Below are 19,086 nucleotides of genomic sequence, written 5' to 3' on the forward strand. Positions count from 1 at the left end.
TTCTTAAATATGATTATGTTCCTTTTACACATAACGGTATGAAACGCGTTGCATTAACAGATTTTTACCTGCCGAAGCGGTCATAGGCACATCTGCGAAAACAGAAATCTGGACAAAGTTACCGCCTGCAAAGTCTGCATTACTACCATTAACGTCAGTGTTGTTAGCTAAACCTAAAATCTCTTTTGCATTAGGTTTTTTCTCAATTTGAATAGCTATATATTCTAACGTTCCATCAACTACAGGATTTCCTTCAACTTTCACCCATGATGTAGGCTCTGTTCCACCCGTAGTACCCGCTTTCGTTACTTTATAAATGTAACCATTAGCTACTGTTGGCTGAACATAAGTATCTAATGTCAAATCCTTAGAAGCTGACCAAACATGAGCAGTCGCAGCATTCACATTTGTTGTAGTACCTGTTGTTCCTAAATCCTTAGTTCCAGGAGGGTTGACTGTATTAACGCCACCTTTACCAACAGGTGTCCAACCTGTTTCATTCAGACTATCAACACGCACATGAAACCAGTTGTCACGAACAGCTTCAACGACATTCCCTTGGCTACCATCCCCGCCTTGACGGTCACGAGTAGTGAAAACTACTTCCTCCATCTTAGAAACATCTTCTGTACCACCACGATTATTCCAAATATAAAAGACTTTTATGTGTGAATGAGAATCTGCATCGACAGTATTGTAGTTTACTGTGTTTTTTACTTCGCTTGCTTTTGTGTTAGCACCTTCATACCATGATACTTGAGGTTGGTTTGTCATTTTAAATTCCTACTTTCCTTGTATTATTTAAATTAAATTGTGAGGGTATTATGAGTGAGTTATAAATTATTTCAATGCTACTTTTACATTGACAGATAAATTTTGTGCATCAACAGAAAAAGAAGGGATGTATAGTCTAAACACATCTCCCTTCCTCACCAAACTGTCTCTTAATGTATATACTTGATTATTTAAATAACGATCTTCATCAATGATTACTGGGTTGACTGTAATATCCAACCAATCAATGAAGTTCGATGATTTTTGTATTTGAATAGGGGTAGGCATTGAACCTAAAATAGAAATCGATGCTTGAATATCAACAATTTCACCGTCCCAATCAAATATGATATGTGGGTCTTGAACGCCTTGCAAAATATCTTTTGGAATAATGAATACAATTGTTTTCTCATTTACAAATTCAGTTATATTTTGAAGCTTTACGAATTGTTCTTTACTCATTAATCCATTTATTACTTCGTTGGCTAAAGGTACATTTCCACCTAAGGCATCGATAGGAATCCAGGCCTTTCCATTCCAACGATAACGTATGCCTGTATCAAAAACCTGTGTTGTCCATCCAACTTCAGGATGGGGGAATTTTTTAGCAATGTCATCATATGTATGAATAAATGGTTGATAAATTAAAACTGTTGTTTCGTATGCATCTCTTACTAGTTCAGTTGCTTCATTAGCATTGTGAGTGGCAATTAAAGCCTGGTCAGTGGCATGATTGGATTCATTAATAGCAATGACCAGTTTTTTTAAGTATTCTTCATAGTTATCTGTTCGATCAATTAGATCTTGAACTTGTATTTTACTTCTTTCAATGATTTCGTGAAGTGTTTCGGTAGAATTGGTACCATCATAATGGACAATTCGTGTAGAGGGGTAAAGGATTAATCCTCTTCCTTTGTACACCATTGACATTGTTTCTGCTTCCTTCACTGCATGGAAATAAACAAAACCATTAGTATAGTCTACATAAAATTCATTTTTTTCTAAGTTGTGCTTGATGAATTTTTCATAATTAATTTCAAACATACCTGAAATTCTAACCTTATACATTTCATCAGGAATTTCTAATAAAAAAACACGTTGATTGACAACACGAGCGATATCTAGTCGATCGATGTAAGGGTCGTTGGGTGTTCCTTTTCGCCAAACGATATGAATAGGATTATTAAATTCTAAATAATTAGTAGGTAGTGACAATTTTCTCACCTCCTTTCCAAGTGAATTTTAATTGGCAAACACATTATTAGATCCTTCTTGTATAGAAGCACTGGAGCTTGCATGTGTTCTTACAGAATCACCTTTTCTAGCAAGCTGTTTACCACTAACAAATACCTTGGAACTACCTGAGCTTACAGAACCATTGGCACTAGAATGTCCACCGCTGACATAAGACCAGCCACTTGGAACAGTATATGAATCTTGTTCCTGTGTTTTGGCACCTGAAAATGCAACTTCCTTACCATTCACAAAAACAGTAGGTGCTCCATCATCAATGGTCCCTTCCACAGTTGCGTCGATATCTAGCTCATCATAGGGCGAGCTAGGTGGGATTTCGATACCAAAACAAACATCTCCCACCCAATAGCCTCCATAATATTGACCATCTATATATTCTGGAACACACTGGGGCTTATTAGGTTTCCTTACTTTAACGTGCTTACTAGCAATAGAGCTACTTATTTTATTACCTCTTACTGATACTTCAGGCATGCTAACACTCCTTAGTTTAGATCAATACGAGTACCATTTAATTTAATGCCTGTTGCAGACATAGTCATCGTATTACTTCCAAATTTTAATTCTAAAAGTGAGTTATTCATTGTGATACTACCGCTCCCACCTTTAATAGATACCGTCCTAGGTGAATTAATCTCTATAGATTTTGTGCTTTCAGTGTTTAAATTAATAGAGTGTTTTTCACCAGTTTCATCTATATACTCAGTAAAGAAACCTTGAGAGGTTTTATATTGCTTAGCTTTATTATTGTTAGTATTATTACCTGAACCACTACCCCAAATAGCAATAGGGTAGGCTTGTGATCCTGAACCCTCAAAATACATTTCATATTTAACATTTTCCGATGAACCATTTTTGGTAATAAATCTTAAAAATTTTTGTTTAATATGGACATAATTATCAGGGTCCTTAGGGTCATAAGTTCTGAGTCTAGTAACCGTCAAATCAGAGATAAAGCTATCATCGTCAGCTAATTCTTCAAGAATCGACTCATCTAGCTCACCATTCATAATGAAAAGCTTTCGTGCATACAAGTGTCCATCTTTACTGACCCAAAATCTAGGCTCATGTTTGACATCAATTGCAATACCCTCATTAGCATTTAGCCGAATTTCCTCACCGCTATTCCCATTAATAGTGATACCATCATTTTGGTCAAAGATGATCTTTTCACCTAAGAAACCATCAACTATTTTAAGGTTGTGCGTAGTTATGTCTTTTGCATAAAGTCTTCCATCTGTCCCTACGTAAAATTTCTTCTGACCATCGACATAAATGGAGATAGCTTCATTAGCATTTAATCTGATTTTTTCACCATTTTTCCCATTAATGGTAATACCTTCGTCCCAATCTAGAGTAATGGCATCACCTAAGTCACCATCTACAATTCGAAGATTTTTTGTTACCAATCCTTCGGCGTATAGTGTTCCGTCTTCCCATTTAGAGTCACCTAAAGTGGCAAATAGTTTACTAACCCATTTCCCATTTTCCCATTTCTGCAGCGCAAGTCCATTAGTGGCATTTAGATAAGCTCGATACTTACCATCATTCCGAACAGCGATAAAGCCAAAATCATTCATCATGAGATTGTTGTGATATCTACCCATTGTGAGACCTGAATAGAATAAGGAATCCTCAATTTCTTGTCTTAATCTAGTCGCTTCATCATAGTAATTTTTAAATTTCTGCACAAAAATACCACGATTCTCAATGGGACTCGTGGATTCTGTCAGTGGATCAGTCATATCAATATTTAAGAAGGATGATTCAAGGTAACCAGTATTTATGATTTTGATATAATTGGACATGTAAGTTGTTAACTCTACATATGCATTTTTTATTGCACTCGTCGAATACCTGTCTGTAGTAGAGTAAACGGTAGGGAAGGTTTGAGTTGCAGTATTAAAAGCACCGTCAATATCTGAAACATTATCTCTCTCACTCCGTATGTATTTTTGTGCCTGTTGAAGAAGCAGCTTGTAGTCTGAATGGATTTTATATAATTCTTTAATGAGCTCTAATTTTTCAAGCGTCGTTAATTTGCCATCAGCTACAATTTTGTCAAATAAACCAATATTAAAATAGTTATTTTCAGCATCTAAGATCACTTCATCAAGATTATTGACAATCTTAATATTCTCAGCAATCATGTTTCTAGAGTAGAGAGTACCATCTGTATTAGCCCATAACACCTTTTTCCATTCTTCATTATCTTTCTGACTCACAGAAAACCCTTCGCAAGTAGTTAATGCAACCCTTGTTACATCATTCCACGATATAAGTCCGAAGCATTCATGGTCCTGTGGAATTAAGTTTCCTTGTTCATCTTTTTTATTATTAGAAACTAACCCTAAATACATGGTTTCTTCACCATGTCGATTATAAATGGTAGTTCTTGAGCCCTGTGTTATCCATATACCAGATTCATCTTCAATCATCAAATTAACACCAGATATGATCTTCCCAAAAATACGCTCACCAAAAATTCCATCCTTTGAAATTGCGTGTTTCCATGACTCGCCATTATCGTTGGTGATAGCAAGAAATCCATTTTGTATAACAAGCCAGCTTAATGGATCTTCTAAATCTTTTACAATAATGCCACGTTCGCTTATTTCTATCTTCTGGTTATAACCAGCCATGACAGCATTTTTTAATGCATCCCATTTATTATTGATGATATCGTTAATGGCCCCGTTGTTCTGCTCGGACAAATTCCACTTCCATTTATCCATCTGAACAATTGTAGATGTATTGCCTGCTTTATTAAGCTGTTCTAACCAATTATTGTCTTCATCAAATTCATTTTCGATAACAAGAGAAATACTTTCATTTTCAAAGTCATGAGTAATTTCCGTAATTTTGGCTTTTATATCCACTTGTAATCTATCATATCTAACCCTAATAATATCTCCTAAACCTAACTTGTCCCAATCATTTTGGCATTCAACGATGGATAGAAAATCAATTAAGTTCATATCTAATCTGATTTTTGGCTCTAAATATTGTCTGAATACTTCCTTACCGTCTTCCATTAAGTCCTCATCATCAACAATTGAATCATTAGTATATTCTTTTTCTATTTCAAAATCGGATAGCTCGGCTAACTGCCCAACTGTAAAGTTATTTTCTCTAGTTAATTTTTCCTGTAACGCAAGTAATTCATTTACGTAATCAGAAAGCTGATAGTTTAAATCTCTAATAAAGGCTTCTTGAGTGGAGATCTCTAATCGTTTGGCCTCTAAACGTTGAATGATGTCTTGATGCTTTGGAGTTGAGGAGTGAAAATTTGCATTTGATAAATCTAATTCATCTTCAATAAGGACTCTTTGGGAATTCAGGGTACTTAGTTTTTGTTCCTCTGTTTGGATAATGGAATTTTGTGTAGTGACCATTGTAGTTAAATTAGTAAACTTCTCTGATAAGGATTCAACCAACGCCTGATAGTCTTCTAATGCAATGCATAAACCATCTGTTAAATATTTAGAATGACTGACAACAATCCCGTTTTCACGTTTGAAAGGGTAGAGGTAGTATCTGTAATCTTCGAGATAGGATTGACCGGTAGGATTTAATCGATGTATAGATAAGCCATCTTGTCCATACACTTTTAAGCGAGTGATTGTATCAATTGTGTTTGTCGCTAAATTGAATGACTCTAAATATTTTCCATCACGGAGGTGGAAGCCTTTATCTTTACCAATATTTTCGGGTTTATAGAAATTGATTTCATATTTTATTGAATCCCATACAATTAAAGCATTCCAAACTTTTGCTAAATCATAAATAATTTCTAAAATATTATTTGATGAAACCTCATAGCTTCGATAAACCTCCTCGAAGGAACTGTCAACATAGCCTAATTTCCATTTTGTATTTACGGAAGATAAAATATCAGTAATAATATGAGACAATGTTTTACTGACTACTTCAAATTGTCGTATATTTTTATCACTTAATTGGACGCCGAGTGACAAAGCAGTATAACTAATATACTCATCATCACTATAGGATTTACTGGATTCGTTCATTAAAAAGTATTCAGTGATTTGCCCATATTTCAATTTGAAAAGATACCTGTTTCTTATTTTATCAATATTTTTATTTTCAAAAGGAATCCCATCTTCCATTAGGACAGTAGGTATTTTAAATGAAATTTCATTTAGGACCGAAACCTTAGTACTATAATTGATATCATATGCCTCACTAATTCTGGCAATTGTTTTTTTATCTGGACTACATAAAAATATTCTTGCATCATCTGGTTTTAAACGGTAATCTATTTCACCTAATTTCAATGATTTTCACCTCACTCCTGTAAAAAGACATACTGATGTCTAACATCCATATCGAAATCCCCTTTTCCTTTTAGGAGATTAGTTCCGATTATTAATGCTAGGAATTCATCATTATGATCATCATACCGATAAAAACCTAAATGCTGCCTGTCAGAAACAATATCTTCTTTTTGACAATCAATAAATACTTCTTCATTATCGATAAGATTGTCTACAACTAATGTTTGATTTGTCATGATATTGGTTAGTTCTATACTGCCTTTTCCATTCTTTTTCTTAATCCATAGTTTTGGCTTAACAATAAAATCGCCCAGATTTTCTAAGGATTCGCAAGGATCGAAGGTGATAGAGAAAGATTGTATATAAGGTTTTTCGTTATCCTTTTTTGCATGAAGAACAATCTTATATCTAAAAATCAAACCATCTAAATTAAAGCCATCTAACAAATTGTTATCACTGAAATTTATTGTTTTCCAATTAGTCCAATTCTTGTAGTCGTAAGAGAGGGAATAGAGAAACTCTATTTGTTGATGATGTATATTTATCATATTAGCGAGGATGGTTGTTAAATATTTTGAAGAAGCATTCGTAATTTCATAATATTTAGATACATAAGAGCCTGTTGAATTTATTAAGGAACCCCATTTCATTCTAAATACTCCTATTCTATTTTTCCAAAAGGTCTAAACTCACTATTTGTGCCAACCTTTTTCCAAATGATATTTTTTGCTTTTCTCCAGACAACTGAACTATCAATAAATGCTGTATCGTTTTGAACAGAAGACCATTCAGGTTCAGTAGGGGAGGAGTAGCCTGCTGTCTCACAAAGATAATAATATGTCTTACTTCCATTAGTAGGGAATACCAAGTCACCTACCTCATAATTGAATTCTTTGCGCCAAATTTTTCCTGATACCTCGGGAAATTCTTGTTGTAAGGAAGTAATAAAAGTTGGAGGGGTAGTGGAACTTTTCCCATCGACCACGCATTCATAAAGGCCACCATTATCTACAGGCGGCTTTACTAAATTGCCAATACTGTAATTTTTATTTGGCAACCATTTTTTTGCTTGAATACCTTCTCTTGTGACAACCCAGCCGATATATGAACCTGAGGCAGGGACCTTATTCCACATAATATGACCAATTGGATAATATTTATTATCACCTAGATCTTCAATAGATTGAGTTGAATCTTTTAAGTATTTTTCTAATTTACTAAAATTATTGCCATATTCAACAATGGTATTTTTTATATCATCATCTTCAAAAGAGGATTCAGTAGTAATATTTAATTTAAGTCCATCTGTTGTTTCCATTTAAAATTCACTCCATTTTTTGATATTGGCATATTGTGCTCCCCAAGAATTATCAACTTTATCAATTGTTAAACCATTAGAGGTAACCTTCGAATTAAAAAAACTCCCTTGTTCAAAGCTTTTCATGTCGTCGATAATTTGATAACCAGTATTAGCATTTCTAAATGCCATATTATTAAAAATAAGTTCATGAGAGTAAGTATAAGGAGAATCACATCTAATAGTTAGTTCTACATAACCTTGCTTTAAACCATTATGTAATAATGCAGAATTTCCTTCTACCAGGGCGTATAATACTCTATTTGGATTATTGTCAAAAATTAAGGGTTTGTAATATGGCTGAAATAACCAACGAGCAATTTTTCTTAGATCGTGGTCATCAAGCCAATCTTCAAGATAAAAGGACAAGTTAAAGGAGAGGGGTTCATGTTCAACCTTTTGAAAATACGGTTTTTCATTATTAGCAATTTTTTTCTCAATAATTCTCCTTCTAGGAAGAAAGTTTTCTTCAAATAAACCTCCTCTTGTTGAAGCAATTTGAATCCCCATATCTTTTGATGAAATGTTGTCATACATAAAATGAATAGATTCCAACATTACTTTCTCATTCCTTTCCTACGCAATAAATCATCATCAATCATTTTACTAAATCGATGTAAGTCGTTTTTGTCACCGTTCATTTTATCGATGTGGAAGTTTATCTTAATGTCACCATACGTATCGCCTGTACTAACAGAGGATGACTTTTGGAATGGGGTAAACTTTAGTAAGAGAGGGGATAAATTATTCATGATACTATCCATTATATTGATTGAATTAAACAAACTTTGTGTATCAGCTTTATTCAACATAATTTCTTGAGGGTGAGCAATAATAGCTTTGCCTCCTTTACCATCAATCCCAATTCCAGTCCAGTTCATGAAACCGCCACTGTCAAGTGAGGCAATTTTTTTCTTCATTAATTCACGGGTTGTAAGATTTACAATCATATCTAATCTGGAATTAAAGAAAGTTTTTAATTGTTGTATTTGTTCAGAAGAGTAATTATTTTTTACAGAATCAAATGTTACATTTTCGGAGATTTGGGAATCTTTATTTCTGCCTTCTGAAGCGAGATTATCAGCTTTGTTTTTTAGAGACATTTTAGTATTTGCATTTAAAGATGGTTCAGGTACAAGTTTCTCGTAAATAAATTTGCCTAACATAACTTTCATATCCGCATCAGATAGTTTACTTCCATTTTCTTGTGTATTTCCTGAATTCTCATTGAAAAACTGCTCAAAAAAGCTATTATATTTCCCACCAAGCAAGTTTTTATTACTATTAAAATACTCAGATAATGAATCCATCTCTGCTTGTGTAAGAACCCTTGTGGACTCATTAAAATTAGCACCATTTTCAGTAAATCGGGAATCAGCCTTATCGCGACCCTTTGCTGCTAAATTTTTTGCCATTTCACTAACGGCACTCTGATCCTGGCCAGAAACATTCGGCAAAACTCTGTCATATAAGAACTTTCCTAATAGAACTTGTAAGTCCGCATTAGATAAATTACCTTTAGATGTTTGTGGATTGGAAAGATTCGATTCAAATGAACCATTATCTTTTGATTCTTGACTGTCATTAAATTTTTTTATTAAATCTAGAGCTTCTTCTAGTTCGAGAATAACATTGTCTCGGATAGAAAAACCTATAGCTTTCATAGTATCGTCTAATGCACCGCTAATTTCGGGTAGTGAGGCTTTTAATTTATCTCGGTACTGATTGAAGTCTGCCTCCACATTAGTTAAATGACCGTTGATGATATCTTCTCTCATTTTAGCGAATTGGCGTTCATTATTTAGTAAATCGCTATAGTACGACTCCCAATGTTCTTTTTCAAGATTAATTTTATTGACTAAATTATCATGCTCTGACTCTTGTAGCTCTATTTTTTCATTTATTTCTTCCTCTTTTGATTCTAATGCATCATTTAAAGACTCTTTACGTAAATCAATTTCTCGGTTATGGCGTTTTTCCGCAATTGTTTTATCAATTTCATCTAACTGTTCTTGTAGACTTTTCCTCTTTGCTTTCGCTTCATAAGAATTATCTAACGCTAAAATATTTAGCTTGCTCTGTACGTCATTCCGTTCACTTTCTAAATCGGAAATCTCCATATCATAGCTTCTTTGAGATTCTTCTCGGTCAATGAGCCTTAGCTTATCTTCAACACTTTTTCTAAATAAGTCCATTTCTTCTTGCAGATTTTTCATGATTGTTTCATGTTTTTTATTTTCGCGCTCAATTTCTTCATCAAGTTGCTTGATTTGCTCATCTCGAAGTTCTTGATAATAATCTTTATACGCACTAATAACTTTATCTGCAATTTTATCAAGTTGGGCTTTTTTTGCATCGTCCTTTTGCTTTGTATAGTCTTTAATAGCTAACGTGGCATTTAAATAGCCGTTATACTCTTCATTTATTAATTTTGTGATTTCTTTGATACGTTCAGCAGTGATATCACGCTGTTTTAATTCTTCTAGCAAATTATCTCTAGTTTCTAAATGCTGTTGAGCAATTCTTTCTTGGGCATTAATCATAATGTTTGTATATTTCTCATAATCTGCCGAACCCTCATCAAACATTTTACGAATCAATTCAGCTCGATTTATTTCGGATTCTATATTATTTATTTTCTCATCCGATTGGGTTTTGATATTGATTAAAATATCATAGTCACTATCTTGAATATCAACCTGTAACTCTTTCATACCGATCGTTAACTCTTCAATGCGTTTTTTCGCAGATTGTAAACCATCGCCATACGCTTTATTTCCGTTTACTAGGATTTTTAATTGAGTTAGTTCATAAAGATTGGCATTCTGTTTTTCCTTCATCGCATTATTAATATTTACAAGTGATTTTACATACCTAGCAGAGGAAGTATCTAATTCTCCAAGTTTTGCTTTTTCATAGGCGAGAACATTATCCTGAATTTGACGTTGTTCTTCATACTTTGACATGTAGGATTCAACTTTTTTTGAGCCAACATCCCAAATGGCAAAATCTATCTCACTATTGACATTGTTCAGTTCATGAAGACGTTGCGTATACTCATCAATGACCTTTTTTGAAGCAGTACCACTCTTAATAACGCCTTCCAGATAAGCAATTTCATTTTGGTTAATTTTCTTTTTATCATTTAAAGCAGCTGTTTGTCTGTCTAGTTCTTTACGATAGGATTCTGATGTGACAGTGAGTTTCCTTAATCTGTTATCACTAGTTTCCAATAAGTTATCAATTGTTGTCTTTTTGTTTTCAAAAGAGGAAAGATAACTATCAATTATGTCTCGCTCAAGGTCTTCTACTAAATCTTTTTGATTTAAAATCTGTTGCTGTAAACTTACTAATTCAGATTTTGTTTGATCAATAGCTTGTTGTGTCGTGTCAACTGCAAAGGATGTAGAAGTTGTGGCTCCATTTTTTGCAGCAGTATAGTAACTTGTTGGGTCTAAGCGTTGTCCGCTACCATTCTTTACTTCGTAATGTAGGTGAGGGCCTGTCACTCTAGTACCAGAAGCACCAATATTACCTATTTGTGTGCCCACATCAACATAATCACCAATTTTAGCAATAGCTTTATCTAGATGGGCATAAAGATGTTTGAAATTATTTGCATCTTGTACGACAACAATATTTCCATAAGAGTCGTCATAGCCATTTTTAATAGCATCACCACTAGCTATTATTTTGCCTGCAACATTCGCATCTAAGCTAGTCCCTTTAGACCCAGAAATATCCATGCCGAGATGGAAATCAGGTTTTCCTGAAATCGGGTCTTTACGGCCTCCATATGCACTAGTGATTTTGCCAGACCAACCGTTTAGATTAGTAGTTGTAGAAGAAGTGAGGGACTTGCTTGTTATATTACCTGTTTGCTGAATTTTCCCTGAGGCAATCTGATTTTTTAAAGAAGCCTCTTGCTGTTGCATCACTCGAAGTTTTTCTTTTTCAAATTGAATTTGAGTTTCTAAAGCTCTTCGATACTCACTAGAATGTTCAGGTAGCTTAGACAGCAATCTTTGTTGTTTTTCAATTCCGAGATTTAACTCTTCAAGTTTTTGTTTGTATTTATCGGTTATGTATATTGATTGCGTTGTTGACTTGTTGGCATTTTTTTCAGCGTTAGTTAATTTAGTAACAGAGTTACCAACTTTACTTAATTGTTCACCATAATTTATTTTTAAATTGGTTAAATCAATTAATTCAGCGTTTTTCAATTTTATTTTAGGTTCGTATGTTGCAGCGGCTCTATGGTAAGCCATTTCATTTTGTAGCTTTGCTAGATCAGAAGAAGAAGTAGGCTTTTCATCTATTTTTTTTGCATGTTCCGCTAATTTTGATTCTAGTTGTTGAACTTCGATGTTTCTGATGCTAATTCGTTTATTCGTTTCAATTGCAAGTTCCAGAGTAGCCTTTTGTTCTTCAGATAATTTATTTTCACGATTTAACTTATGGGCTTTTAATAAAGCATCATTTGCTTTATTTTCAGCAATCATCAAATTGATTTTTTCTGCTGAAATACCCATTAATATAGATTCATCATTTACTATATTAGGATAGACAGATGATAAGTCTCTTAATATTTCATTCCTAGTTTTATAAAGGTCTACTATTCTTTGTTCTGCGGCTGTTAATTTTTCTTTATTTAATAAATCAACTAAGGTTTGTTGTGAATAATCTTCTAATTGTTTTGAGATTTCTTGATAAGTAAATAAAGAATCATCTAATACATTAATATATGAAGATGAAATCCCGAGGGCCTCTTCAGATGAATCCTTATAATTTCTCATCTTAGATGCCAGATTATCCAGCTCATTACCTGAAGAAGAAGTTTTTGAAGTGAAATTTACTAGAGAAAGCCCAGTAACATTCATTACATTGTTGTATTTCTTGAATTCATTTATTATATTATTTAATTTATTTTTGGCACCAGTTTGAATAGACTCAAGTTGTGATTCGTCCATATCTGGATTAGCAGTTTTAAATATGTCTTTTAGGTTGTCTACATATTTAGACACTTCTTTCTCTTTTTCTTTAAACTTTTCTGGAGTTGCATAATATAGTTTGTTGAATTGGGAATTCATTTCTTCTATTAAATTAGAGGTATTATTCCCACTCAGTAGTGTTGATAGGGCTAATTGTAGGTTCTTTATTCCATCCGCATTAGAATCAAATATTAGTTCAGAGCTAATTGTCTGTGCGAACTCTTTAGTACTGCCTTTTAAATCTTCATTTTTATTTATAATACTTTCTAACTCTGTTATATAGGCATTTTTTAATTTGGAAGTACTATCTGCTAAATTAAGATTAGTATTGTTTATTAGATTACTAGTGTAATTTACTTCATGTTCTAACCTTTCGTATTCATTTGCTAATTCGTTATTTCCTAAAGCCAAAGCCTCATTACGCTTCTGATTTAAAATTTCTTTTAATTCTGTTAGCTTTTCAAAGGAATTATAAATTAAATCGCCTTTTTCATCCAAAAGAGGTAATGAAAATTGGCTGAAAGAACTATTATAAATAGTACTAAATTTTTTTAATTGTTCTTGTATTTGTGAATTATAATCGGTAATATTTCCTTCATATTTATCAATTATTTTAGAGTTATTTTCATTTTCTTTCAGAGATGCCTTTTCTTTTTCTATTGCTAGTTGCTCTTTCAATAGTTCGGTTTTAATTTTGACTGATTCAACAGAGCCTACTATTTTCCTGTTATATTCATCTTCATCTGAAATTAAAGATGGTAAAAGGGTAGTTAATTTGTTTTGTATATCGTAGTATTCAGAAAGTGTGTTCGTATCAGCATTTCCGTTGTTGACTATTTCATGTAATCTTTCATATTTTGGAAGTAATTTATCGATTGTGTCTGCATTTTGTTCATAGGATGCGAGTAACTGTTTATTGGCCATCGCTACATCATTTGCAAATTTTTCTGCCTCGGCTTTGGTTTTAGCTTGCTTTTCAAATAAAAAATTTAATCCTGCTTCCGCTGATAATAATAAAGCACCAACACCAGTTGTTGCCAACAATCCTTTTGAAAGAGCTGTAATACCGCTTAAAGCCGATGCACCAGTACTTCCTCCTTCAGAGGTTGTATTCTGGTTTTCTACAATAGCTGGGGGTGGTTTAATTTTATTTACAGTATTGTTGTATAATTCTGTTAATTCGATTGCCCTTTTAGTTCCATCAATTAAGATGGTACCCATTTTGTTTGAACTTTGAGCGGCTGTATTAGCATTGTTTCCAAAATCAACTATACTCTGACTCATCTTGTCAATTTGGTTTGAAATATCAGAAATGCCTGCTATGTTTAAACCTTCACCAAGCTGGATGTTGGTCAGTTGGGTATTTAAATCGGTGATTTGTGATGCTAATTGGTCAAAATCAGTAGTATTCGCATAGGCTTTTTGGAGTTCGTAGATATTATATAAATTAGATTCTAAAGCCTGCAAATTTTGCTGCGCTTCTTGGATTCCATAGAGTTTAAATTGATTTGTAGAGATTGTTTCCATTTCTACTTTCAATTGTGACGCTAAATTTTGTAGAGATTGAAGATCGCCAGTCGGAATTTTGGCCAGCTGTTTAGAAATTTCTTTCACATTTATATGTACATCATCAAACATTTCATTAAGAGTATCGAGAGATTTTAAAGAATTAGTAATTCCTTGCTTGAAATCTTCGAAAATGGTAAGGGGAGCGGATGATTCAGTTCCCACATTTTGCAGCTTTAAATGAAATGCTTCTAATTGCTGTTCTAAAGCTTTAATTTGCTTTCCATACTCATTAAATATTTGAGTATTTGATCCTGTAACGTCTAAATTGATCGATAGATTGGGGATGTTCTTTAATTTTTTTAAGTATGTAGAAATATTTTGTTTCGAGATCCTGTCGTTAATTTTTAGAGCCACTAGAAACTCTGTGGGTTTTTTTTGTTCACCACCAGTACTCAATCAATATTCCCTCCTCATTAAATCAAATGAAAAATCAGCTACTATGTTATTTAAGATGGTAGCTGTTTTTAATTTGCATATTTTTTTAGATGACAATAATTGCTCTAAAATATTCAAATACCCACCCAATTAGGTAGGGGAGTAGTTCAAAATTCTAATTATCTTTATCATTAAGAATTGAATCAACAGTTTGTCCTTCTCGACTGAGCTCTTCTTCTAGTGCTAAATATTTAAAACTTACATTTAGTCGCTTTTTAATTTCATCTAAAACACTAGAAATTTCTTGCATAGGGAACATTTTCAGCAGGAACATTTCGTACCAACCGATGTCAACTAGTTCATTCATAGTAGCAAAATGAAGTTCAACGGATTTATCTTTTAATTCAGTTTGTAAGTCAGTAAAATGTTTAATAATTAAAAATAGAATATAATTATTTAATTCATCATCATTGTTGAAAAAATCTAGCTTATGCTGCTCTACATAGGCCAACGTATCGGATAAATCTTTGATTAAAATAGTTATTTTACGCTTACTAAATTTAGGGTAGTAATAAATAAATTTTCCTTGATCTTTATCAATGAAAAATTTTTGCTTTTTATTTAATTCTTTTGCATTTTTATGTATATCTGTCAATGTTAATTTCGTCTCACGTTTTGTCATAGTACACTCCTTTACTGATTAAAAAGTAAAAAGGGTAGAATAATTCTACCCTTTTTAAATTAATTCACTTATACGATATCTACAATAATTTTTTCGCTGTAAGTACCATCTGTTACCTCAATAATTGTTTGATCATTGACTTTTGAAGAAGATCCTAAAGTAACGACTCCATCTGCATTTACAGTTGCGACAGACGGAGATTTAGATGTCCAAGTTAAATCTTTGTTTTGTAGCAATACATTGCTATAGCCTGCCCCACGAATACCTAACACTGAAATTAGTTGTTTGTCTCCAGCGACTGTAGAATCTAGAACTACATGAGATGGGTTGGCAGCAAGTGCATTAAACTGTACTTTATCCTCAGATAAATTACGCAATTTAATATAAGCATAATTTCCTTTTTTATCGGCAAGTGAGCTACCAGCTAGTGAAGAAGAAGCAACACCTTCATGTGTCATTGAAATTTCTACAGCACCATTCGGTTTGAAGTTTGGTACTTCAATAATAACTTCCCCAGTTTTTCCATTGTTAGATCGAATATCTACGTTTAATTCCATACGAACTGCTTTAGGGAATGAGTCAGCTGAAATTTCAATTGTATCCATCATTTCCTGAACAGCGTAGATAACCTGGATTTCTTTACCAGCTAATGTAGGGACACTAATTTCCTTACCAGTTGGCATAAATTGTGTGAATGTACCGTTTAGTTGCTCCACATGTACCTTACCTAGAGGAGTTTCAGCTAATGTACCTTTACCAGTAGCATCAAGTAAAATAATTTCATCTGTATAATATTCAGCTAATCGATGATTGATTTCAGTACCATTTTGTAAAGCAATATAGGCAGTATCAAAAGCAGCATCTTCAATAGAGAACGTTAATTCTTTCTGATAGTTTAATTCGTACACCTTTTTAGAGCCTTTACCAGCATGAATGGCCTGTGTTTGAATAGCTTGAGTCATAGATGAGTTAAGTAATGTTTTACCATTTAAAATTAATTCATCTGTTAAACGATCAAATAAACGAACATTTGCTACTGAAGTTAAAAATTGATTTTGTTGTGACATATAAATTACCATCCTTTTAGTTTTAATTTTTTATTTAACTAGGTTCAAGCCCTAGTTTTTTCATTTGTTGATCAAATGCCGATTTTGTAATAATGACATCTTCGTTTTTCTTCGGTTCTTCAATAAAGCCTAACCAATGGGGGAGATCTTGGTCATTTTTAAATTCAATCATCCCAGAGTAGCGTGCGTTAAGAATGGCATCGCTACTTACCATATAGTCCATGCGTGATAATCCTTTATGGAATTGGTATAAAGTTAACTGTTCAATTTCATGATAGGGTAAACCAGATTTACAATGGTAGGCAATGATTTGTTGCTCTAAATCTGCTTGTCTTGTTTTTCTTTTCGCCATAAATGCACGTGCTTCTTGTATGGCTTTTTTTGTACCAGGATCAATAAAACCATCATCTAAGTCAATAAGATTTTGTTCACTAATAATGGTCTTGATTTTATCGAAATCTCGCTCATACAGAGTAATACCATCGATTTCCATAAAGACCATGCCTTTTTCATTCATCGCAATATGAATATCCTTGGTATTAAAAACTAATCGATATAATGAAATTAATTTCTCTATAATTTCATGCCCACCATCGTTTTGTGACACAGAAATTAAAAAGAGCAAGTAGGACATTCTAATTATTTCTGGTTGTTGAAAATCGTTTTTAGGTAAAAGTAAACATTGCACGGCATCATAAAATTCATCTACATCCTTCATTTTTACAGGATAAATATTTAAACCTTTATAATTAAGAGGTTTCCCAAAAGCCCGTTTAGTGTTGATGTTCATGATCTATACCCTGTAGGTTGTTGTCCTGAGGGCATAATGTAACTCCAGCGATAACCAACGAAACCTTTTGGTAAATTGGTGATGGGCAGTCCACTATGGAATCTTAAATCCCCAAATTCTTCAATATCCTCTTGAAACAGCACTTCATTTAGCACTTCACCAAGCCAATCAATACGAAAATCAATATTATTGACAGAATCAGGTGTATAAATATCAAAAATATATTGCTGGGTGCTTGAGTAGGGATTATCCGTAAATTGATTGATGTTTTTTAGATAATTTTTTTGAGGCAACCGAGGTCCTGTATATAAACAAATTCTGCAAAAGTTTGTTTCTAGCGATAAATCATTAGATTTATCACCAATAACGATTAAATTATTAAGTATTTGTTCTTTCTCGGGTAATTGAGAGACATCCAATTTTGATTCGTCAAGTGGATCATCGAATGGATCTTTAGGTATGTAGTACAGCAAACGAAGAAGTTTTTCATTATTGATTAATGAGTGATAAAATTCAGTTATGTTTTTTACAATTTTCATTCTCCTTTATCCTCAGCCTCCTAAAGAAGAGTGTCACTTTGAAGGTTTCTTCATTAAAAATTTGTTAGATCCATTTATACAACCAATAGGCATCACCTTCTTTCATTTAATGATAAGGATTCATACTAATCTAGTGAAACTGCATCTCAAAATTAAAAGTTACACTATTATGAAGATGAAACCTTCATGATAGGTCTGTAAAAGGGAGCCATACAGACCTATTAGAAAATTTCATTTTTAATATGTATTTTAAATTAATTCACTCATTGGGTGGATTCTTCGTCTAATTCCTCAATGCCGAGTGTAAGAGCTTCAAAATAGGAGGTATTTGAAAATGTATTATGTCTGTGAGAGCCTTTTTTTATTTCTTTCTGTTTATAGTGGGAGAGTACATAATTATCTTGTAATTGATGTGGTGTACTTTGATTTTTAAGTAATTTTGCTAATTCTCTCCGTCTTTTATTTCGCCTTTTAGCTTCCTTAATATACTTTAAGCTTTCTTCTTCTAATAATAGCTCTTCCCTAGTAAAATATCCCTTGGTCATATAATACCCAAGCATATCTAATAATACGATTGTATGATGAGCTTGCGAGGTAATATGTAAATAGATCTCTAAAGATATTTCTTCACCACCATAAACAATTCTCTCATTTTCTAATATGGATTGTATGTATAACACTCGTTCTTCTATCGGAAGCTCTAAATTTAATTCAATTATCGTATGTGGTAATTGTATTTTCATATTAATTCTCCTTCTACTTATTATGGTGACTGGTGTAGGGGATAATCCAATTTTTTCGCCCAAACATCTAATGCCTTTACTTTTTACATTTTTTACATTGGGAATGGAATAAATCTTTACTGCTATTATTCAAACTAAAAAATTCATCTGTAGCAGGAAGAAACTCACGACATTTACTACATATTTTTGTTTTTAATCTTAATTTATTTATATAAGTTACTTTTCGCCATTGTCTATCATTCTCTTGCTTAATTTTTAGACAGATTGTGTTAAATTTACTTCCAATAGTTTTGACAGGAATTCCTAAAATTTTTGCGATAGTATAATTGGAATAATCTTTAGTAATATAGGAAAGTAGTTTAATTTGCTCTTCATTCAATGATTTTTTAATTAATTCATCTAAATCTGCAAATAGACTGATAACATCTGTGTTCATTTTTAAAGAATTTGTTGCACAAGCACCTTGATTAAAATTTGTATCATCAATCGATCCTCTAAAAGTTAATAACTCTTTTATAACTGTTATATCAGATAATACTAACTGATTATATTTCGTATCCTTACTAGTTTGAAAAGCCATGCCAAATCCATCTCCTTTTATTTTTCCATATTTATGCTTTTATATTATAATCTTATTAATAAATAAA

At 32.8% G+C, this 19,086-nt stretch carries 14 protein-coding genes; all 14 read right to left on the minus strand.

Translation table 11 applies throughout. The features are described from left to right. Positions 1-24: 24 nt before the first annotated feature. Entirely contained in the window at positions 25-774 is a 750-nt protein-coding gene (locus AC1Q6O_RS05350; protein WP_342532380.1) for a hypothetical protein, read from the minus strand. Between the two features lie 66 nt (positions 775-840). Continuing rightward, positions 841-1,989 carry a hypothetical protein gene (locus AC1Q6O_RS05355; protein ID WP_171365205.1) on the minus strand — a complete coding sequence of 383 codons (1,149 nt, stop codon included), beginning with the start codon at positions 1,987-1,989 and terminating at the stop codon, positions 841-843. 27 nt (positions 1,990-2,016) lie between these two features. Then, positions 2,017-2,502: a PAAR domain-containing protein gene (locus AC1Q6O_RS05360; protein ID WP_216604595.1), complete on the minus strand. Its 486-nt coding sequence runs from the start codon at positions 2,500-2,502 to the stop codon at positions 2,017-2,019. Between the two features lie 11 nt (positions 2,503-2,513). Next, positions 2,514-6,326, minus strand: coding sequence for a phage tail spike protein (locus AC1Q6O_RS05365; protein ID WP_171365204.1), 3,813 nt, complete (start codon positions 6,324-6,326; stop codon positions 2,514-2,516). A gap of 11 nt (positions 6,327-6,337) precedes the next feature. Beyond that, positions 6,338-6,976, minus strand: coding sequence for a hypothetical protein (locus AC1Q6O_RS05370; RefSeq protein ID WP_492400986.1), 639 nt, complete (start codon positions 6,974-6,976; stop codon positions 6,338-6,340). Positions 6,977-6,987: 11 nt separating this feature from the next. Beyond that, positions 6,988-7,644 carry a hypothetical protein gene (locus tag AC1Q6O_RS05375; protein WP_171365202.1) on the minus strand — a complete coding sequence of 219 codons (657 nt, stop codon included), beginning with the start codon at positions 7,642-7,644 and terminating at the stop codon, positions 6,988-6,990. Continuing rightward, a complete protein-coding gene (locus tag AC1Q6O_RS05380) occupies positions 7,645-8,220 on the minus strand; it encodes a distal tail protein Dit (RefSeq protein ID WP_161785555.1) in 576 nt (191 codons plus the stop codon). It abuts the gene before it with no gap. 20 nt (positions 8,221-8,240) lie between these two features. Beyond that, positions 8,241-14,639 carry a peptidoglycan DD-metalloendopeptidase family protein gene (locus AC1Q6O_RS05385; RefSeq protein WP_492400987.1) on the minus strand — a complete coding sequence of 2,133 codons (6,399 nt, stop codon included), beginning with the start codon at positions 14,637-14,639 and terminating at the stop codon, positions 8,241-8,243. Between the two features lie 154 nt (positions 14,640-14,793). After that, positions 14,794-15,300 carry a YomO family phage-derived protein gene (locus AC1Q6O_RS05390; protein ID WP_089986619.1) on the minus strand — a complete coding sequence of 169 codons (507 nt, stop codon included), beginning with the start codon at positions 15,298-15,300 and terminating at the stop codon, positions 14,794-14,796. 68 nt (positions 15,301-15,368) lie between these two features. Beyond that, positions 15,369-16,367, minus strand: coding sequence for a YomU family phage tail tube protein (locus AC1Q6O_RS05395; RefSeq protein WP_492400988.1), 999 nt, complete (start codon positions 16,365-16,367; stop codon positions 15,369-15,371). A 34-nt stretch (positions 16,368-16,401) separates the two neighbouring features. Continuing rightward, entirely contained in the window at positions 16,402-17,157 is a 756-nt protein-coding gene (locus AC1Q6O_RS05400) for a hypothetical protein (protein WP_492400989.1), read from the minus strand. After that, on the minus strand, positions 17,154-17,696 hold the full coding sequence (locus tag AC1Q6O_RS05405) for a hypothetical protein (RefSeq protein ID WP_089986616.1): 543 nt from the start codon (positions 17,694-17,696) through the stop codon (positions 17,154-17,156). Before AC1Q6O_RS05405 ends, AC1Q6O_RS05400 begins: the two co-directional genes overlap by 4 nt. A 263-nt stretch (positions 17,697-17,959) precedes the next feature. After that, a complete protein-coding gene (locus AC1Q6O_RS05410; RefSeq protein ID WP_089986615.1) occupies positions 17,960-18,439 on the minus strand; it encodes a hypothetical protein in 480 nt (159 codons plus the stop codon). Between the two features lie 76 nt (positions 18,440-18,515). Continuing rightward, positions 18,516-19,019: a hypothetical protein gene (locus tag AC1Q6O_RS05415; RefSeq protein WP_171365198.1), complete on the minus strand. Its 504-nt coding sequence runs from the start codon at positions 19,017-19,019 to the stop codon at positions 18,516-18,518. Between the last annotated feature and the right edge of the window lie 67 nt (positions 19,020-19,086).

It is taken from the genome of Lysinibacillus sp. GW823-FHT06C08, assembly GCF_058795135.1.